Origin of the sequence: Streptomyces sp. NPDC006643 (assembly GCF_042870175.1) — a bacterium.
GTDB lineage: Bacteria > Actinomycetota > Actinomycetes > Streptomycetales > Streptomycetaceae > Streptomyces.
Window position 1 is genome coordinate 61,761 of record NZ_JBIAHA010000004.1, and the last position, 19,824, is coordinate 81,584.

Annotated in this window: 14 protein-coding genes; 5 read left to right on the forward strand and 9 right to left on the reverse strand. The window is 71.4% G+C overall.

Going from position 1 to position 19,824, the window contains the following annotated elements:
- The first annotated feature begins 81 nt into the window (after window positions 1-81).
- Both ACFYNU_RS07075 and ACFYNU_RS07080 read left to right on the forward strand, forming a co-directional pair.
- Window positions 82-1,287 carry an ROK family transcriptional regulator gene (locus ACFYNU_RS07075; RefSeq protein WP_356584961.1) on the forward strand — a complete coding sequence of 402 codons (1,206 nt, stop codon included), beginning with the start codon at window positions 82-84 and terminating at the stop codon, window positions 1,285-1,287.
- Window positions 1,288-1,608: 321 nt separating this feature from the next.
- Complete coding sequence (locus ACFYNU_RS07080) at window positions 1,609-3,609, forward strand: peptidoglycan recognition family protein (protein ID WP_356584962.1); 2,001 nt, start codon at window positions 1,609-1,611, stop codon at window positions 3,607-3,609.
- A gap of 91 nt (window positions 3,610-3,700) precedes the next feature.
- Here ACFYNU_RS07080 and ACFYNU_RS07085 read toward each other — a convergent pair whose 3' ends face one another.
- From ACFYNU_RS07085 to ACFYNU_RS07100, 4 genes are all read right to left on the reverse strand, one after another.
- The gene (locus tag ACFYNU_RS07085; protein ID WP_356584963.1) at window positions 3,701-4,816 is read right to left on the reverse strand and encodes a chemotaxis protein; all 1,116 of its coding nucleotides are present in this window, start codon (window positions 4,814-4,816) and stop codon (window positions 3,701-3,703) included.
- Window positions 4,817-5,025: 209 nt separating this feature from the next.
- On the reverse strand, window positions 5,026-7,356 hold the full coding sequence (locus ACFYNU_RS07090; RefSeq protein ID WP_356585157.1) for a glycoside hydrolase family 95 protein: 2,331 nt from the start codon (window positions 7,354-7,356) through the stop codon (window positions 5,026-5,028).
- Window positions 7,357-7,537: 181 nt separating this feature from the next.
- Window positions 7,538-8,038 carry a hypothetical protein gene (locus ACFYNU_RS07095; RefSeq protein WP_356584964.1) on the reverse strand — a complete coding sequence of 167 codons (501 nt, stop codon included), beginning with the start codon at window positions 8,036-8,038 and terminating at the stop codon, window positions 7,538-7,540.
- A 77-nt stretch (window positions 8,039-8,115) separates the two neighbouring features.
- Entirely contained in the window at window positions 8,116-8,358 is a 243-nt protein-coding gene (locus tag ACFYNU_RS07100; protein WP_023543626.1) for a DUF397 domain-containing protein, read from the reverse strand.
- 420 nt (window positions 8,359-8,778) lie between these two features.
- Here ACFYNU_RS07100 and paaK point away from each other — a divergent pair, with 420 nt between their 5' ends.
- Window positions 8,779-10,065, forward strand: coding sequence for a phenylacetate--CoA ligase PaaK (gene paaK, locus ACFYNU_RS07105; protein ID WP_356584965.1), 1,287 nt, complete (start codon window positions 8,779-8,781; stop codon window positions 10,063-10,065).
- A gap of 79 nt (window positions 10,066-10,144) precedes the next feature.
- Here the strand turns inward: paaK and ACFYNU_RS07110 are convergent, their stop codons facing one another.
- The gene (locus ACFYNU_RS07110) at window positions 10,145-11,662 is read right to left on the reverse strand and encodes an acyl-CoA synthetase (RefSeq protein WP_356584966.1); all 1,518 of its coding nucleotides are present in this window, start codon (window positions 11,660-11,662) and stop codon (window positions 10,145-10,147) included.
- 108 nt (window positions 11,663-11,770) lie between these two features.
- A complete protein-coding gene (locus tag ACFYNU_RS07115) occupies window positions 11,771-12,877 on the reverse strand; it encodes an ionic transporter y4hA (protein ID WP_356584967.1) in 1,107 nt (368 codons plus the stop codon).
- 127 nt (window positions 12,878-13,004) lie between these two features.
- Between ACFYNU_RS07115 and ACFYNU_RS07120 the strand changes: the two genes are divergently transcribed.
- Together ACFYNU_RS07120 and ACFYNU_RS07125 are read left to right on the forward strand one after the other, a co-directional pair.
- Window positions 13,005-14,867 carry a serine hydrolase domain-containing protein gene (locus ACFYNU_RS07120; RefSeq protein ID WP_356584968.1) on the forward strand — a complete coding sequence of 621 codons (1,863 nt, stop codon included), beginning with the start codon at window positions 13,005-13,007 and terminating at the stop codon, window positions 14,865-14,867.
- 67 nt (window positions 14,868-14,934) lie between these two features.
- Window positions 14,935-15,636 (forward strand): DUF6882 domain-containing protein, encoded by a 702-nt coding sequence (locus tag ACFYNU_RS07125; protein WP_356584969.1) that lies wholly within the window; start codon window positions 14,935-14,937, stop codon window positions 15,634-15,636.
- Between the two features lie 48 nt (window positions 15,637-15,684).
- Here ACFYNU_RS07125 and ACFYNU_RS07130 read toward each other — a convergent pair whose 3' ends face one another.
- From ACFYNU_RS07130 to ACFYNU_RS07140, 3 genes are all read right to left on the reverse strand, one after another.
- Entirely contained in the window at window positions 15,685-17,139 is a 1,455-nt protein-coding gene (locus ACFYNU_RS07130) for an MFS transporter (RefSeq protein ID WP_356584970.1), read from the reverse strand.
- Window positions 17,140-17,235: 96 nt separating this feature from the next.
- Complete coding sequence (locus ACFYNU_RS07135) at window positions 17,236-18,813, reverse strand: NAD(P)/FAD-dependent oxidoreductase (RefSeq protein ID WP_356584971.1); 1,578 nt, start codon at window positions 18,811-18,813, stop codon at window positions 17,236-17,238.
- 61 nt (window positions 18,814-18,874) lie between these two features.
- Entirely contained in the window at window positions 18,875-19,816 is a 942-nt protein-coding gene (locus ACFYNU_RS07140) for a TauD/TfdA family dioxygenase (RefSeq protein ID WP_356584972.1), read from the reverse strand.
- Window positions 19,817-19,824 lie beyond the last annotated feature (8 nt).

Genomic DNA, 19,824 nt, shown 5'->3' on the forward strand with positions numbered 1-19,824 from the left:
AACGGAGTTGGCCTGGACTTTGGTCGATCGGCGAATCAACCGTGTCTTGTGAGCAGCGAAAGTCGTCCCTAAGGTGATGCCATGTCTGCGCTGCCGGATCACAGCAGTTCCGCCGTCTCCCACACCCCGGGCGAAGTGCTCACGCTGATCAGTTCCGGAGCCGCCGCGACCCGCGCGGATCTCTCCCGGCTGACGGGGCTCGCCCGCTCCACGGTCTCCCAGCGGGTGGACGCGCTCATCGCACACGGCTTCGTCGACGAGTCGGGGCCGGAGGCCGGCGGCTCGACGGGCGGCAGGCCGCCGCGCCGGCTGCGGCTGCGTACCCGCGAGCACGCGGTGGCCGGTGTGGACCTCGGCGCCTCGCACTGCCGGGTGGCCCTGATGGACATCGGCGGTACGACCCTGGCCACCCAGGAGGATCCGCTGTCGATCGGGGACGGGCCCGATTCCGTACTGCGCCATGTGGAGCGCACGCTGCACACCCTGCTGAAGAGGTCCGAGCGCGATCCGCGCACGCTGCGGTCCATCGGGGTGGGGGTGCCGGGGCCGGTCGAGTTCTCGACGGGGCGGCCCGTCGATCCGCCGATCATGCCGGGCTGGCACCAGTATCCGATCCCCGAGTTCTTCGCCTCGCGCTTCGGCGCGCGGGCGCTCGTCGACAACGACGTGAATGTGATGGCCCTGGCCGAGCAGCGGCGGGCGTTCCCCGACACCCGCTTCCTGCTCTACATCAAGGTGGGCACGGGCATCGGCTGCGGCATCGTCGCCGACGGCAGACTGCACCGGGGGGCGCAGGGCAGCGCGGGCGACATCGGGCACATCAAGGTCAGCGAGCAGGAGGACGCCTGCCGGTGCGGGAACTTCGGCTGTCTCGAGGCGGTGGCGGGCGGCGCCGCCATCGCGGCGAAGCTGGCCGGGCTCGGACTCGACGCCGCGTCGGGCAGCGATGTCGTACGGCTGGTGAAGTCCGGCAACAGGGACGCGCTGCGCATGGTGCGCGAGGCGGGCCGCGCGGTCGGCGAGGTACTGGCGGGGCTGGTCAACTTCTTCAACCCCGACACGGTGGTGCTCGGCGGCGCGCTGGCCGCCGTGCACGACCAGTTGCTCGCGGGCGTACGGGAGGCGGTGTACCGGCGGTCGCATCCGCTGGCCACGCATGTGCTGCGGATCGAGCCGAGCCGTACGGGCCAGAACGCGGCGGCGTTCGGCGCGGGGATCCTCGCGATCGAGCACGCCCTGTCGCCGGCGCAGGTGGACCGGCAACTGGCGTGCGACATCACGTCGTGAGCGCCGGGCCGACGCGGCTGACGGATCGTCATGTTCAAGAATCGTCAAGGTCGGACCAACATCGTTCCAGGTCGGCCGAGTTCGCTCATTGGTTCACACCACTGACGCGCCGCAGGCCCGTGGCCTGCCACCCGGGGAAACGCCGCAAAAGCCCGCGACACGCGCGCTGACGTGGGAAATCCTTGCCCTTACGCCTGATTGACGGATCGCCCTCCAGCCGATACCCCTGTATCCCTGCCCTGTACTCCGCTCGCCGTACGACCTCTCACCTGCCCGGTACGGCCCCGCGGGCGCTTCGCGCACCATGCCACTGGAGACCGCATGCAAGGTTCCGCCCCCACACCCGTCAGATCCGGTCGCGGACGCGCCGCGCGCGCGGCGGGCGCCGTCGGCTCGGCCGCCCTGCTGCTGTCGCTGGTGTCGGCCGCTCCCTCCGCCACCGCCGAACAGCCCGTCGCCGGCTCCCTCCAGGGCGACTTCGCCGCGGCGGCCGACCGGTACGACGTACCGCGCGCCGTCCTGCTCGGCGTCTCCTATCTCCAGTCGCGGTGGGACACCCACAGCGGCGCCGCCAGCGTGACCGGGGGCTACGGCCCCATGCACCTCACCGACGCCAGGACCGCCATCGCCGAGGCGCCCCACCACTCGCACGGCACGGAGGACGCCCGGGGCGACACCTCCCGCGCGGTGCGGACCGGCGCGCCGGACGCGGTCCGCGAGGCCGTCGTCCCCGAGAACTCCGAACTCCCGGCGCGGCTGCGCACCGTGGACCGGGCCGCGAAGCTCACCGGCCGGTCCGCCGAGAGCCTCCGGCTGGACCCGGCCGCCAACATCCACGGCGGCGCGGCCCTGCTGGCCGAGGCCCAGCGGGCGCTCGGCGGGCCGCTGAGCGCCGACCCCGCCGACTGGTACGCCGCTGTCGCCCGTTTCTCCGGCGCCGACGACTCCGCCACCGCCGCGACGTACGCGAACGACGTCTACGCGGTGATCCGTGACGGCCAGGCGCGTACGACCGACAGCGGACAGCGGGTGGCGCTGCCCGCCACACCGGGCCTCGCCCCCGACACCTCGCAGCTGCCGAAGCTCGGACTGCGCAAGGCAGACGCGGGGAAGACGGAGTGCCCGCGCACCGTGGCCTGCGAGTGGATCCCGGCGCCTTACGAGGAGTTCGGCGAGGGCGACTACGGCAACCACGACAAGGCGCAGCGCCCCAAGGCCGGCTCGCCGTCCATCGACTCGATCGTCATCCATGACACCGAGGCGACCTGGGACACCACGCTCCAACTCGTCCAGGACCCGACGTATGTCTCCTGGCACTACTCGCTGCGCTCGTCCGACGGGCACATCGCGCAGCACGTCCCGCTGAAGGACGTCGGCTGGCACGCGGGCAACTGGTACGTCAACGCGACCTCGGTGGGCCTGGAGCACGAGGGGTTCCTGGTCTCCCCCGACGCCTGGTACACCGAGGCGATGTACCGGACGTCGTCGCGGCTGGTCCGGTATCTCGCCGACCGCTACGACATCCCGCTGGACCGGCAGCACATCATCGGGCACGACAACGTGCCCGGCACGACCGCCGCGACCATCGCCGGGATGCACACCGACCCGGGTCCCTACTGGGACTGGGCGCACTACTTCGAGCTGCTGGGCAAGCCGTTCAAGGCGGCCGGCGGGCGCGGCGCGGGAGCGGTGACGATCCGTCCCGACTACGCGTCGAACCAGCCTCCCTACACGGGCTGTGTGACGGCCGGTCAGGCGTGCGCGCCGCACGGCTCGGGGGCGGTGCGGCTGCACACCGCGCCGGACGCCGCCGCGCCGCTGGTCAAGGACATCGGTCTGCGGCCGGACGGCGGGGACTCCACGACCGGCGTCAACGACCTCGGGGCACGGGCGTCGACGGGCCAGCAGTACGCGGTCGCCGGGCGCGAGGGCGACTGGACGGCGATCTGGTACCTCGGGCAGAAGGCCTGGTTCCACAATCCGCGCACGGCGCCCACCGCCGTGAGCGCCGAGACGCGGGTGCTGACGCCGAAGGCCGGTCTCGCGGAGGTGCCGGTGTACGGCAGGGCCTACCCGGAGGCCTCCGCGTACCCGGCGGACATCCCGGTGCAGGCGATCTCACCGTTCCCGTACAAGCTGCTCGCGGGTCAGAAGTACGTGGTCGGTGACCGGGTGCCGGGCGCGTACTACTTCGCACCGACGTATCTCACGGCGGGTCACCGCGTGGTGAGCGGCACACAGGAGTACTACGAGATCCAGTTCGGGCACCGGGTCGCCTATGTGAAGGCGTCCGATGTCCGAGTACTGCCCTCGGGCCGCTGAGACGCGGCCCTCGTAGGGCGACGGGCGCCACCGGCCTGTGGGGGGCCGGTGGCGCCTCGGTCTTTCTCCGCGCGGGGCGCGGGGCCGTGGGTCAGTAGCGCAGCACCGCCGCTATCCGGTGGTGCCCGGCGAGCACGTCGTCGTCCAGGAACACCACCTCGGCGCCGCCGTCCAGCGCCGACTCGACCAGTTCGTCGACGATGTCGTCCTGCACGTCTCGGCCCAGGGCGGCGCCGTCGTCACCGTCGACGAGGATCAGATGCCCCTCGCTGACCCGGGCGGACCGCTGGAAGTGCTCCTCCACCGCGACCAGACCGGCCCGCCTCTCGCGTACCGCCTCCCACACCTCGTCCAGTCCGGCGGCGAAGGTGCGTCTGCCCTTCGCGTCGTCGAGCCGGGCCATGGTCTCCGTCTCCTCGCTCCGCGCGTGCTGTCTGACGACGGGCTGGACCGCCTTCCACAGCACATGGGCGGGGCCGTCCGTGAGACCGCCCTTGGCCAGCCGGCCCGCCGCCGCCCTGGCGGTGCTGCCCGCGTCCTCCAGCAGGGCGAGCGCGGGGGCGACGCCCACCAGATGGAACGGGCGCGGGCGGGCGGCGAGCACGGCGGTGAAGGCGTCGTCCACGGACCGCAGGAACTTACGGGTCTCCTCGTCGGTGAAGGTGCTCGGGGTGTCGCCGATCCGCTCCTCACGCTCGACGTCCCACGTCTCCTCGGGCGGTGTCATCGGGAAGCCGTCCGCGCGGTGCTCGTGCAGGGCGTCACCGACGCCGCTCCACAGCGTGGCGCGGTCGGCGGCCACGTTCAGCACCCAGTAGTGGGGCGTCTGGGCGGTGGCCGCCACCAGGTTCCGGGTGAGATAGGTGTCGCTGACGACGACCGACTCGGGCGTCTCGCGAGGCAGGTACCAGACCTGGTGCTCGTCGGCGTCGGCGAGGATCAGCAGTCCGTCCTGCTTGTGGCGCAGGTCCACGTCGGCCATCGCCCGGTCGAGCTGCGTACGGACGGCGAGCCGGGCCGCCTTCGGGATCTCCGGGTCGGCGTCCACCCGGTGCAGGGCCTCGGCGTGGGCGTTGCGCAGCCGTACCGGGTCCCCGTCGTTGCGGGGCTCGCGCCGATGCGTGGGGACGGTCAGGGACACCGCCGGATAAGGGCGCGGCTTGCGCAGTCTCCGCAGGACCTCGGGCGTCAGATCGTTACTGTCCATGCTGCCCCTTCGCTCGGCGGAGGTCCGACACCGGCGAACGGCCGGTATGGAGCACCCCGGACCTGTTTCCATGGTGCGGGACCGGGCCCGGATCCGCAGCGGCGCGCGGTCGCCGGAACACGGCAGGGTCCCGTCCGGGCTGCCGCCGCTGCCCGGACGAGACCCTCAGGGGGTGTCTTCGAGAAGACGCCCCCTCGTACCGCGTGCCGTCAGTGCCGGCCGCGGCCCGCTGTGAATTCGTACACCTGTCCGGCGGTGGCGCGGAACTTCTGCTCACCGCCGGGCAGCAGGGTGCTGCGCAGGGTCACGTCGCCGGTGCGGCTCGCCGTGAGGACGATCCGGCTCGCCTTCCCCGCCGCCCAGGTGATGTCCAGGGTGGCGCCGCCACGTGCGCGCAGCCCGGTGACCGAGCCGTCGGGCCAGGAGGAGGGCAGGGCCGGCAGGACCTCGATCGGTCCGTGCTGGCTCTGGAGCAGCATCTCGGCGACACCGGACGAGGCGCCGAAGTTGCCGTCGATCTGGAACGGCGGGTGCGTGTCCCAGAGGTTCGGCAGCGTGGAGCTCTTGAGCTGCTCGGTGAGCATCTTGTGCGCGTGGTTGCCGTCGCGCAGCCGCGCCCAGAAGTTGATCTTCCAGGCCTTGCTCCAGCCCGTGCCGCCGTCACCGCGCGCGGTCAGCGAGACCTTGGCGGCCTCGGCCCATTCGGTGCCGACCTCGATCTGCCGGCCCGGATGCAGGCCGAAGAGGTGCGAGACATGCCGGTGGTCGTTGTTCGGGTCGTCCAGGTCCTCCTTCCACTCCTGGAGCTGTCCCCACGACCCGATACGCAGTCCGTGGTCGAGGTCGCGCAGCGCCAGCCGGAGCTCCCGGCGGAACCGGGGGTCGTCGCCCAGGGTCTCCGACGCCTCCAGCGTGTTGGTGAACAGGTCGTACACGATCTGCTGCGACATCGCCGCGCCCGCCGTGAAGTCACCGTTCTCGGGCGAGTAGCTGGGGGTGACGACGAGCTTGCCGTCGCGCGGGTCGGTCCGCAGGAAGCCGAGCCAGAACTGGGCGGTCTCCTTCATCACCGGGAACGCGGTGGAGCGCAGATAGTCCGTCGAGGCGTTGAACCGGTAGTGGTCGTACATCTGCTGGGTGAGCCAGGCGCCGGCCTCCGGGAACCAGAACGACTGCGGGTACTGGTGCAGGCCCGTGAAGCCGTACGGATTGGTCTCGTTGTTCACCACCCAGCCGGCCGTCTCGAAGATCTCCCGCGCGGTGACGCGGCCCGGTGCGCGCATCGAGTCGACGTAGCGGTCGTACGGCACGGTGGTCTCGGCGAGGTTGGTGACCTCGGCGAGCCAGTAGTTCATCTGGAGGTTGATGTTGACGTGGTAGTCCGCGTCCCAGGGCGGGTTGGTGACGTTGTTCCACACACCCTGGAGGTTCGCCGGCAGCGACCCGGCCCGTGAGGAGGCGATGAGCAGATAGCGGCCGTACTGGAAGTACAGCGCTTCGAGCGCCTTGTCGGCGGCGCTCGTGCCATCGGTGTACCGGGCGAGCAGCTGGTCGGTCGGCAGGTCGGGCAGCGCCTGGCCGATGTCGAGCGACACCCGGTCGAACAGCCCCTGGTAGTCGCTCACATGCTCGGTGCGCAGGTCCTCGTAGCTGCGCCCGGCCGCCCGGTCGACGGCGTCGGTGACCGCGCCGTGGGGGTCGTCGGTGCGGTAGTCGGGATAGGTGTCGGCGTAGTCGGTGCCGGCGGCGAGGACGAACCAGGCGCTGTCGGCGCCGCTGACGGTGAGGGTGCCGTTCCCGGCGGTGACGGTGCCGCCCTGGGTACGTACGCGGATCTGGCCCTCGAAGAGCAGCCCGTTGTTCTGGAGCTTGCCCTTGATGGTGAGACGGTCGCCGCTCGCGGTGGCCGTGAAGTCGTTGCGGGGGGAGGTGTAGCGGAGGGTGAAGCCGATCTTGCCCGGCTGGTCGGCGGCGAACCGGCCCGCGACGACCTTGCCGGGGTGGGAGGCGAAGAACTCCCGTGTGTATGTGGCGCCTTGGTGCGCGTACGAGACGGAGGCCAGTGCCGTACGGATGTCCAGCGCGCGCCGGTAGGAGGAGTCGGGGCCACCGGGCGCACCGGGGACGTCGATCAGCAGATCGCCGAAGACGTTGTACGAACCGAAGTTGTGCTTGGGCTGGCCCAGCTCGGCCGCGACGGCCTCGGGGGTCATGGATCCTTCGGCGTCGATACGGTCCTGCACCGCGCGCAGCACACCGGGCCGCGGGCTGGTCCAGTTGCCGTGGTCGTAGTCCGGCGCGCCGGGTCCGCCGGTCCACAGGGTCTTCTCGTTGAGGACCAGTCGCTCGGAGGCGAGCGTTCCGTAGATGCCGGCGCCGAGCGCGCCACTGCCGATGGGCAGGCTTTCGCGCTCCCAGTCGGCTGCGGGCTTCGTGTACCAGAGCGTCAATTCATCGGAGGGGTCGGCGGCTACGGCCCTACCGGCCAGAGCAGGAACACCCAGCGCGAGAGCACTGGTTACGCCGAGTGCGGACTTCATCGTGGTTCTGCGGGTGATGCCCTGAGTCATGCGGCAGACGTTAAAAGTCCGATGACTGAATTGGCAAGGCACATGACAAAACCTCGCGGCAGTCAATTTTCCTGCCGCGAGGTGATGGCGTGAAGTCGTCGGTCCGCCCTCGGCCCGCCTTCGGGCCCGGTCCGCGAGGTACGGGTCCGGCTCAGCCCTGCTGGAACAGCTCCGCGGGCAGCGGCTTCAGCAGCGCGTAGAGATCATCGGTGATCGGCCGGTCCCAGCTGGCGATGGTGACGAGGACATTGTCGCTGCGGTCGAACTGCACGCAGGCGATGCGGCTTTCGGAGAGCTTCAGCCGGCGGACGATCAGCAGGTTGTCCCCCTGCATCACCGGCACGTCCTCCGTACTGACGACGTCGACCTGCTCCTCGTTCTCCAGGGCGATCAGCAGCTGCGCCACCTCGAAGGGGATCTGCCCCTCCTCCAGCTCGCGGGCCGGTGATCCCTCGGGCAGATTGCCGATGATCATCGCCGGACCGCGTCCGCCGAACAGGTCGTACCGCAGGAAGACGCCCTGACAACTGCCGTCGGGGGCGGGCAGCAGGCCGGCGCCCAGATTGCCGGGCCAGTCCCCCGGGTCCATGGCCAGGACGTCGAAGTCCGGGCCCGCGGGTGTGGCGGCGCTGCGGCGGCGGAGGAAGGACATGCGGCCATGGTACGTCTCCGCGGGACCCCGGCGACGCGGCACCCTGGGAGCTGCCGGGGGTGGGACGCGGGGCGCGGTCAGGTGAGGTCGAACTCCCCGTCCCGGGCGTTGAGTACGAAGGCCCGCCACTCCGCGGGGCTGAAGATCAGCGAGGGGTTCTCCGGCTTGCCGCCGTTGCGCATCGCGATGAATCCCTCGACGAAGGCGATCTGGACGTCCCCCGTGCCCTGACTGCTCGAACGCCAGTCTGCCTTGCTCAGGTCCAGCTCCGGCTTGTCCCAGCCCGCCAACGGCTGCTGGGTGGTGGTGCTCTCAGCCACGTCCCGCTCCTCCCGGTTCGTCGTCCGGGGCCAGCCTATCGATCGTTTCCGGTCCCCGACAGGCCGCTGCACGGGCCGTCCCCAACCCCCTTGGAACGGGGGCCGGTTGGGGCCCGGACAGCCTGCCGGACAGACGTTCGACCAGGTCCGCCGCCACTCGGGACGGGCGGAGCGGCGGGCGACGCCGCGGGCCGCCGGTCGGACAGGCGGGCGGACAGGTCGGCGGGCCGGTCGGCGGACTGGTCGGGGGGCTCCCCGGATCCCGGAAGCGCCTTGAGCCTTGACGCCCGTCCGGAGGGCTGGATTACTGGGCGGGAAGAGGATCAACCGAATGATCGGTCGTCCGGAATGGCCGTCCGGTGCGCTGCCCGGTTCTTCGGTGGATCGACCCGTTGGTACGGAAGAGTCGGAGAGTCAGCCATGACGGTTCAGCTGGACGCCGGGGAACTGCTCGGCCGGGACGAGCTCGAAGCGTTGCAGCTCACGCGGCTGCGGGCGACGCTGCGGCACGCGTACGAGAAGGTGCCGTTCTACCGTGAGTCCTTCGACGCCGCCGGGCTGCGGCCGGACGACTGCCACTCGCTCGCCGACCTCGCCCGCTTCCCCTTCACCGCCAAGACCGACCTGCGGGACAACTATCCCTTCGGGATGTTCGCCGTCGAGCAGAAGGACGTCCGGCGTATCCACGCGTCCAGCGGCACCACGGGCCGCCCGACCGTCGTCGGCTACACACAGGGGGATCTGGACAACTGGGCGGACGTGGTGGCCCGCTCCATCCGGGCGGCCGGCGGCCGGCCCGGCCACAAGGTCCATGTGGCGTACGGATACGGCCTGTTCACCGGCGGTCTGGGCGCGCACTACGGGGCGGAACGGCTCGGCTGCACCGTCATCCCGGCGTCCGGCGGCATGACCGCGCGACAGGTCCAGCTGATCACGGACTTCCGGCCCGAGATCATCATGGTGACGCCGTCGTACATGCTGACGTTGCTCGACGAGTTCGAGCGCCAGGGCGTCGATCCCCGTACGACGTCCCTGAAGGTCGGCATCTTCGGGGCCGAGCCGTGGACGCAGGAGATGCGGCGCGAGATCGAGGAACGGTTCGCGATCGACGCCGTGGACATATACGGGCTCTCCGAGGTGATGGGCCCCGGCGTGGCGCAGGAGTGCGTCGAGACGAAGGACGGGCTGCACATCTGGGAGGACCACTTCTATCCGGAGATCGTCGACCCGTTCACCGGTGAGGTGCTGCCGGAGGGCGAGGAGGGCGAGCTGGTCTTCACCTCCCTCACCAAAGAGGCGATGCCGGTGATCCGCTACCGCACGCGTGATCTGACGCGGCTGCTGCCGGGCACGGCGCGGGTGTTCCGGCGGATGGAGAAGGTCACCGGGCGCACCGACGACATGGTGATCCTGCGCGGGGTGAATCTGTTCCCGACCCAGATCGAGGAGATCGTGCTGCGTACGGCGGGCGTCGCCCCGCACTTCCAGCTGCGGCTCACCCGCGACGGCCGGATGGACGCCCTGACCGTACGGGCGGAGGCGCGGACAGGGGCGACGCCCGAGGAGCGTGACGCCGCGGCGCGGGCGATCGCGACGGCCGTGAAGGACGGGATCGGGGTCTCGGTGGGGGTCGAGGTGGTGGACCCGGAGACACTGGAGCGGTCGGTGGGCAAGATCAAGCGGATCGTGGACCTCAGGACGCCGTGACCTCAGGACGCCGTGCGCGCGGACGACGTGAGCGACCGGCCGGGCGACGGAAGCGACCGGCCGGCGGCTCCGGTGGCCGTCAGCCCGCGAACCGGTCCCGCAGCTCGCGCTTGAGGATCTTGCCGCTCGCGTTGCGCGGCAGCTCGGTCAGGAACAGCACCTTCTTCGGTGCCTTGAAGTGGGCGAGCTTCTCCCGCGCGTGGTCGAGGAGTTCGGCCTCGGTGACCTCGCCGCGCGGCACGACCACCGCCGTGACCGCCTCGATCCACCGGTCGTCCGGCAGACCGATGACCGCGGTCTCGGCGACGCCCGGATGCGTGTACAGCGCGTCCTCGACCTGGCGCGAGGCGACCAGCACCCCACCGGAGTTGATGACGTCCTTCACCCGGTCGACCACCGTGTAGAAGCCGTCGGCGTCACGCACGGCGAGGTCGCCGGAGTGGAACCAGCCGTCGCGGAAGGCGTCCGCCGTCTCCTCGGGCTTGTGCCAGTAGCCGGCGCAGAGCTGCGGGGAGCGGTAGACGACCTCGCCCGCCGTCCCGTCGGGGACCTCCTGGCCGGCCTCGTCCACGACCCGCGCCTCCACGAAGCGCACCGGGCGCCCGCAGGAGTCCAGTCGGCCCTCGTGCTCGTCGGGACCAAGGACGGTGGCCAGCGGCCCGATCTCGCTCTGCCCGAAACAGTTGTAGAAGGCCAGCGACGGCAGCCGTTCACGCAGCCGCTCGAGCACGGGCACCGGCATGATCGAGGCTCCGTAGTACGCCTTGCGCAGTCCGCCGAGTTCACGGGTGGCGAAGTCCGGATGGCCGGAGAGGGCGATCCACACGGTGGGCGGCGCGAAGAGACTGTCCGCGCGCCCCGCCTCCACGAGGTCGAAGACGGCCGTCGGGTCGGGCCCGTCGAGAATGATGTTCTCCGCTCCCACCGCCAGATACGGCAGCAGGAACACATGCATCTGCGCCGAGTGGTAGAGCGGCAGCGAGTGGACGGGCCGGTCGCTCTCCCGCAGGTCGAGCGCGTCGATGGCGCTGGCGTACTCGTGCACCAGCGCCCGGTGCGTCATCATCGCGCCCTTGGGCAGGGCGGTGGTGCCCGAGGTGTAGAGCAGTTGTGCCAGGTCGTCGGAGTCGCGGTCGGGGTCGTACGGCCGCGGGTCGGCCAGCGCGGCGAGCAGTGAGTCGTCGCTGTCGCGCAGCGTACGGACGGCGGTGCCCGGCGGGACGCGGCCGGCGAGCGCCGGGTCGGTGAGCACGAGGGCGCTCCCCGACTGCTCCAGGATGTACGCGAGATCGTCACCGGTGAGGTGCTGGTTGACCGGGACATGGACGAGCCCGGCCCGCGCGCAGGCGAGGAAGGCGATCAGATAGGCGTCCGAGTTGTGCCCGTAGGTGGCGACGCGGTCGCCGTCCTGGAGCCCGTGGCCGTCGCGCAGGGTCGCGGCGGCGGTCGAGACGGCGGCGTCGAGTGCGGCGTACGTCCACGTCCGGTCGGCGTATCTGAGCGCGGTGCGGTCGGGGACCCGTCGGGCGCTGCGGCGTACGACGCCGTCGACGGTGCTGTGGAGCAGTTCCCTGACGGCGCGTTCCTCGGCGTTCATGGCGTGATACTCCGTGCCGTCCCGTGGCCGGTCAAGCCCCTGCGCCGGTGGACGGGAGATGGGTCCGTATGTCCGTCCACATGTGTGTCCGCGTGGCTGTCCGCGTGGCTAGGGGCTGACGGCGAGGAAGACGAAGGCGGCGAAGATCGCCAGATGGACGCCGCCCTGGAGCAGGGTCGCCCGGCCCGGCACGACCGTGAGCGCGCCCACGACGACGGTGAGCGCGAGTAGCACCATATGAGTGGCGCTCAGACCGAGGACCAGCGGCCCGGACAGCCAGATCGTGGCGAGCGCGATGGCGGGGATCGTCAGGCCGATGCTGGCCATGGCCGAGCCCAGCGCCAGGTTGAGACTGGTCTGCACCCGCTCGCGGCGCGCGGCCCGGACGGCGGCCAGGGTCTCCGGCGCCAGCACGAGGAGGGCGATGATCACACCCACCACGGCGTGCGGCATCCCGGCCGACTCCACTCCCGACTCGATCGTCGGCGAGACGGCCTTCGCGTCGCCGACGACGGCGACCAGTGCCACGACCAGCATCACCGCGCTCAGCGTCGTCGCGCGCCGGGTGGGCAGGGGCGCGTGTTCGTCCAGCTCCTTGATCTCACCCTCCTGGGTGAGGGGCAGGAAGTAGTCGCGGTGGCGGACCGTCTGCATGGCGACGAACAGCCCGTAGAGCCCGAGCGAGGCGATGGCGGCGAACGTGAGCTGATCGGTGGAGAACTGGGCCCCCGGCTTGCTCGTGGTGAACGTCGGGAAGACCAGGCTGAGCGTGGCGAGAGTGGCGACCGTGGCCAGCGCGCCGCCGGAGCCCTCGGCGTTGAAGACGGTGACCCGGCTGCGCAGGGCGCCGACGATCAGGGAGATGCCGATGATGCCGTTGCAGGTGATCATGACGGCGGCGAAGACGGTGTCCCGGGCGAGGGTGGAGCTCTTCGCGCCGCCGTCGACCATCAGGGTGACGATGAGCGCGACTTCGATGACGGTCACCGCGACGGCGAGCACGAGTGATCCGAAGGGCTCGCCAACCCGGTGGGCGACGACCTCGGCGTGGTGCACGGCGGCGAGTACGGCGCCCGCGAGGAGCAGGGCCACCAGGCCGACCGCGTAACCGGGGAGATCGCGCCCCCAGCTGAGCACCAGCGCCACCAGGGCGAGCAGCGGTACGAACACGGTCCAGCGGGACCACAGCGAACGGATCCCGGTACGCGTCGTCATACGCCTCACGCTGCCAGAGGTGCCCGGCGCCCGCGCGGTGAGCCGCACCGTCATGGGCCGTCCGGCACAGGGGCAGTAACCTCGGGCGGCGGGCGGTTTCGGACGGAGCGTCAGAGGGGTGCGGCGGATGAGCGGGGACGCGGCGGGCGGCGGGATCAGCCGGCGGAGGCTCGGCGGGGGCGTCCTGGCGCTGGGCGGTGCGCTGGCGCTGGCGCCGATCCCGTTCGCCGACGCGGCCACGGGCGCGGGTGCGTCCGGCCCCGCGGGTTCGGGCTCCGGCCGGCCGGCCCCGACACTGCGCCGCGGCTCGCCCGCGCGCGCCGGGCTGCTGCCGGGCCCCCTGGAGCGGCTGGTCGGCGACGCCGAGCGGTTCCTGGAGCCGTCGCCGGAGCACCCCTGGTACGCGGGCGCCGTCCTGCTCGCCGGGCGTGGTGACACGGTCGCCCTGCACCGGCCCATCGGCAAGGCCGTGCGCTACTCGGCGTACGACGAGACGACCGACACCGGCGTCGAACTCCCCGCCGACGAGCAGATCGCGATGGCCGAGGACACCGTCTTCGACCTGGCGTCGGTCTCCAAGCTCTTCACCTCGATCCTCGCCGTGCAGCAGATCGAACGCGGGTCGCTGGCCCTGGAGGAGCGCGTCGCCTCGTACCTCCCCGACTTCGGCGGCGCGGGCAAGCAGGACGTCACGGTCCGCCAACTGCTCACGCACACCTCGGGATTCGCCGCCTGGATCCCGCTCTACCAGGAGCCGACGCGGGAGGCGATGCTGCGGCGGCTGTGGGACGAGGCGCCCACGAGCCCGCCGGGCAGTGTCTACCGGTACTCGGACCTCAATCTGATCTCCCTCCAACTCGTCCTGGAGAAGATCACCGGGCGCGCCCTGGACGTGTTGCTGCGCGAGGAGATCACCGCGCCGCTCGGCCTGCACCGCACCCGCTTCACCCCTCCCCCGTCCTGGCGGCCCGGGATCGCGGCCACGGAGGACATGCGGCGGCCGTGGTCGGGACTCGACCGCGGTCTCGTGTGGGGCGAGGTGCACGACGAGAACGCGTACGCGTTCGGCGGCGTCGCCGGGCACGCCGGGGTCTTCTCCTGCGCCTGGGACCTGGCGATCCTGGGCCGTACGCTGCTGAACGGCGGCGCGTACGGCCGGGCCAGGATCCTGCGTCCGGCGTCGGTGGAGCTGATGTTCACCGACTTCAACGCGGACTTCCCCGGCGACGCGCACGGTCTGGGCTTCGAGCTCTACCAGCACTGGTACATGGGAGCCATGGCCACACCGCGTACGGCCGGGCACACCGGCTTCACCGGGACCAGTCTCGTACTCGACCCGACGACCGACTCGTTCCTCGTCGTGCTCGGCAACTCCGTCCATCCGGTGCGTGGTTGGCGCTCGGGCAGCGCCCCACGGGTGGCCGCCGCCGACCACCTGGCGCGCGCCGTGCCCGTGTCACCGGGGCGGGGCCGGACCGCGTGGTTCTCCGGCATGGCCGCCGGCGCCACGGCGACGCTCACGCTGCCCGCGCTGCGCCTGGCCACCGGGGAGGGGCGGCTGCGGTGCGCCCTGTGGTGGGACACGGAGCCCACGACCGGCGCCCTGGTGCTGGAGGCGTCCGACGAGGCCGATCCCACCTGGCTGCCGGTGCCGTTCACGACCACGGCGATGGGCGCGGGAGCCGCCCGCCAGGACGCGGGCACACTCGCGGAAGCCGCCGGCCAGGAGGCGGGCACACCGCATCCGACGGGCTCGGTCTCGGGCTGGTCGGGTCGCGTCTGGCACCGGCTCGACGCCGGTCTCGCCGACCGGCGCGGGCGACGGGTGCGCCTGCGCTGGCGGTACGTGGCGGGCGCCCCGTACGTCGGTCGTGGCGTCTATGTGGACGCGCTGCGGGTCGAGGACGGCGGTCGTACGGTGTTCGACGACTCCCGGCCGGGGGACGCGGCCCGCGTCGAACCGGCCGGCTGGAGCGTGTCGGCGGACTGATCCGGTGGCCGCTCGGCACCCCGCACCCCCGCATATGAGGCGGACGGCCACGCACTAGGGTCTTCGGATGACCGTGACCACCACCTTCAGCGACCCCTTCCGCCGGATGACCGAGCGGCATGCCGCCTGGGGCGCGCAACAGCTCGAAGCCTTCAACGAGTTCATGCCGACCGGTCCGTGGACGGCCGATCTCGACCAGCGCCTGTACCGCCAGGCGAACCGCGATCTGCGTATCTCGGTGCTCGGGAGTTTCGACACGACCGAGGGCTCGTGGCTGTGGGGCTGGGCGAATCCCGGTTTCGGCGGCACGCCCGTCGTCGGCGCCGCGGACGAGATACGGCGGCTGGGTGAGGCGCACAGCATCCCCGAGTTCAGCGACGACCTCGTCGACCTGTCGGCGTTCGACGACCCCCGGTTCGCGGTGGAGACACTCGCGTTCGGGGCGATGGGCGCGCTCGGCGCCGCCGGTTATCTCGGCGTCCAGGCGTCCGCCGAGGGCCGTCTGTACATGGTGCCGGACGATCCGCAGGTGCCGCGTGCCGTGCCGGACGGGATCACGTTGCCGCGTGTGCTGCTGACGGGCGCGGGCCTGCTCGCGGGGAGTTCGGCCCGCGCCGTGGTGGCCGGGTACTTCGGCCACCACGGGCTGACGCAGCGCCAGGAGACGGACCGGATCAGCGCCGACCTGCCGGGCGGCTCCACGGTCGACGTCCTGTTCGACGCCGCGGGCCGGATCGCCTCCGTGGAGATGAAGAACGTCTCGCGTTAGGGCGAACGTCGCGGCGAGCGTCGGGGCGGGTCTGCGAAGTCCCGTCACTCACTTGCGTACCGACAGCGGCGTGGCGATGTCCTCCAGCGATCGGCCCTCGGCGGCGACGGCGAAGAACACCGCGACCACACCGGCCGCGACCATCAGCGACGCGCCGACGCAGAACGCGATGACGGCGTCGCCGACGACGCCGCTGTCGGTGAGGCTCGCGAACAGCAGCGGTCCGGAGATGCCGCCCGCCGCCGTCCCGATGGCGTAGAAGAACGCGATCGCCAGGGCGCGGGTCTCCATGGGGAAGATCTCGCTGACGGTCAGATACGCGGAACTGGCCCCGGCGGACGCGAAGAAGAGCACCACGGCCCAGCACACGGTCATGGTCGTCGCGTCGAGCAGGCCCGCGCCGAAGAGCCCGGCGGTCCCGAAGAGCAGCAGCCCCGAGAGGATGTACGTCCCCGCGATCATCGGCCTGCGGCCCACCGTGTCGAACAGCCGGCCGAGCAGCAGTGGTCCGAGGAAGTTGCCGAAGGCGATGGCGGCGAAGTAGTACCCGGTCGAACCGCTCGACACGTCGAAGAAGTTGACCAGGATGGTGCCGAAGCCGAAGGTGATCGCGTTGTACAGGAACGCCTGCCCGATGAAGAGGGAGAAGCCGAGGACCGCGCGTTTGGGGTAGACGCGGAACAGCGTCTTCGCGATCTCGACGAATCCGATGCTCCGGCGCTGCTCGATGGTGATGGACTCACCCGGCTCCGGCAGTTTCCTCCCGGTCTCCCGCTCGATCTGGTGCTCCGCCCCGGCGACGATCTTCTCCGCGCCGGCGTCGTGGCCGTGGATGAACATCCATCGGGGGCTCTCGGGGACGTGCCGGCGGACCAGCAGGATGACGAGACCGAGGACGACGCCGAGCGCGAAGGTCAGCCGCCAGCCGACGTCCTTGGGGAAGATGTTCGTGTTGAGCGCGAGGACGGAGAGCAGCGCGCCGGCCATGGCGCCGAGCCAGAAGCTGCCGTTGATGATGAGGTCGACCCGGCCCCGGTACTTGCTGGGGATGAGTTCGTCGATGGCGGAGTTGATCGCCGCGTACTCGCCGCCGATGCCGAATCCGGTGAGGAACCGGAAGAGCAGGAACCACCACACGGAGAAGGAGAGGGCGGTCAGCGCGGTCGCGATCAGATAGACCGCGAGGGTGACGAGGAAGAGCTTCTTACGGCCGAACCGGTCGGTGAGCCAGCCGAAGACGAGCGCCCCCGAGCAGGCCCCCGCGACATAGAGCGCCGCGGCCACGCCGGTGACCTGCGCGTCACTGATCGGCAGCCCGCTGCCGTCCTCGGAGAGACGGCTCGCGATATTGCCGACGACGGTGACTTCGAGCCCGTCGAGGATCCATACGGTCCCCAGGCCGATCACGATCATCCAGTGCCACCGTGACCACGGCAGCCGGTCGAGTCTCGCCGGGACCTTCGTGGTGATGGTCCCGATGACCGGGGCTCCGCTCGGACCCATGTTCTGCCTCCTCGCTGGCGGCGGCACCCAACGGCGCCGCTGACGCCGACACCGTGTACCCGGCACCAAAAGGAGACAAACAAGATCAAACAGACATCAGCCGTCCGGCTCAAGCACCGCCATCGCCGCGTTGTGGCCCGGTACGCCGCTGACTCCCCCGCCGCGCACGGCGCCCGCGCCGCACAGCAGCACGTTCGCGTGCGCCGTCTCCACGCCCCAACGGCCCGTGCCGGCCGTGGCGTAGGGGAACGAGAGATCACGGTGGAAGATATGGCCGCCGGGCAGCCGCAGTTCACGTTCGAGGTCGAGAGGCGTCTTCGCCTCGATACAGGGCCGCCCCTCGGCGTCCACGGCCAGACAGTCGGCGATCGGCTCGGCCAGGTGCGTGTCCAACTGGTCCAGGGTCGCCTTCAGCAGTTCGTCGCGTACGGCGTCGTTGTCCCCGGCGAACAGCCGCGCGGGCGTGTGCAGTCCGAAGAGCGTGAGGGTCTGATAGCCCCGCTCCGCCAGCTCCGGGGCCAGGATCGACGGGTCGGTCAGCGAGTGGCAGTAGATCTCGGAGGGCGGCGCTGACGGCAGCCGGCCACCCGCCGCTTCCTCGTACGCCGTCGCCAACTGCCCGTAGCCCTCGGCGATATGGAACGTCCCCGCGAAGGCGTCGCGCGGGTCGACGCTCCGGTCACGCAGCCGCGGCAGCCGGCGCAGCAGCATGTTGACCTTCAGCTGGGCGCCCTCGGCGGCGGGGGCGGGCGCCTCGTCGCCGAGCAGAGTGGCGAGCGCCTGCGGGGAGGCGTTCACCAGGACGTGGCGCGCGGCGACGCGCCCGGTGTCGCCCGCCTCCGTACGGAAGGCGATCTCGGCGTGGCCGCCGTCCGTCTCGACGCGGGTCGCCTCGTGGCCGGTGACGATCTCCGCGCCCGCCGCGCGCGCCGCGTCGGCGAGTGCGTCGGTCAGTGCGCCCATGCCGCCGACCGGCACGTCCCAGTCGCCGGTGCCGCCGCCCACCACGTGGTAGAGGAAGCAGCGGTTCTGGAGCAGGGACGGATCGTGGGCGTCGGCGAAGGTGCCGATCAGCGCGTCGGTGAGGACGACGCCGCGGACGAGGTCGTCGGCGAACCGCTCCTCGATCGCGACGCCGATCGGTTCCTCGAAGAGCATGCGCCAGGCGGCCTCGTCGTCGATCCGGGCGCGCAACTCGGCGCGCTCGGGCAGCGGTTCGGTGAGGGTGGGGAAGACCCGCTCGGCGACCCGCAGCGTCGTGGCGTAGAACTCCTGCCAGGCCGCGTACTCGGCGTCGCCTCCGGTGAGGGCGGTGAACGACTCCCTCGTACGGTCGGCGCCGCCGCCCACGAGCAGTCCGGTGGCACGGCCGCCGCGCTCGGCCGGTGTGTACGAGGAGACGGTCCGCTTCCGGACGGCGAACCGCAGCCCCAGCTCGTCCACGATCTTCCGCGGCAGCAGCGACACCAGGTAGGAGTAGCGCGAGAGCCGGGCGTCGACACCGGCGAAGGGGCGGGTGGAGACGGCGGCTCCGCCGGTGTGTCCGAGGCGTTCCAGGACGAGGACGGTGCGCCCGGCCCTGGCGAGGTAGGCGGCGGCGACAAGTCCGTTGTGGCCGCCGCCGACGATCACGGCGTCGTAGGAGGTGCGGGCGGGAGAGGCGAGTGCGGGCATGGCTCTTGGTAACACGTTTGCCGCCGGTGCGGGACCCCGCCCCACCAGGGCGCCCGGCCGGTCAGGGCGCCGACGGCCCGTCACCGGTCCGCGCGAGCGCGGTGTTGTACTCCGTGTCGTCACCGGTGACCGCGCGGCTGGTCTCGCCCGACACGGAGACCGGCGCGTCGCCCACGAGGGTGATCCGCTGGACGCGGCGGGGCAGGTCGCCGTAGTCGGCCACCGCGTAGTGCTGGGTGGCGCGGTTGTCCCAGAACACCACGTCGCCGTCCCGCCAGTTCCAGCGGACCGAGTTCTCCAGCCGGGTGACATGGCGCTGGAGGATGCCGAGCAGATCGCGGGAGTCCTCGGCGTTCCAGCCGACGAAGCGGCGTACGAAGCCGCCGAGGGTCAGCGAGCGTTCGCCCGTCTCGGGGTGGACACGGACGACCGGGTGCTCGGTGACGTACTCGGTGGACGTGAAGACCTCTCGCTGCGCGCGTGCGGCGTCGGAGTCGTCGCCGGGACGGTAGGTGGCGTAGTCGTAGGCGTTGGAGTGCACGGCCCACAACTGGTCGGCCAGCAGACGCAGTTCGACGGGCAGGGTCTCGTACGCGTGGATGGTGTTGGCCCACACGGTGTCCCCTCCGTAAGGAGGGATGGTCACGGCGCGCAGGACGGAGCCGAGCGGCGGGTGCTGGACGAAGGTGACGTCCGTGTGCCAGTGGTTGGCCCGGCCGGCCGTGCGGCCGTAGTCCAGGTCGAGGACGGCGGGGGTGTCCTCCAGGGACGGGATGGTCGGGTGGGCGGTCGTCGGGGTGCCGAAGCGGCGGGCGAAGGTCTCCTGCGAGGCGGCGTCGAGGCGCTGGTCGCGGAAGAAGACGACCTTGTGGGCGAGGAGTGCGGCGCGGATCTCGGCGATCACGGCGTCGTCCAGATCGCCGGCGAGGTCGACGCCGTCGATCCGGGCGCCTATGTGGCCGCCGATCCTCTGTACGGAGACGACGGAAACGGGTGCGGTCATGGCTGGGC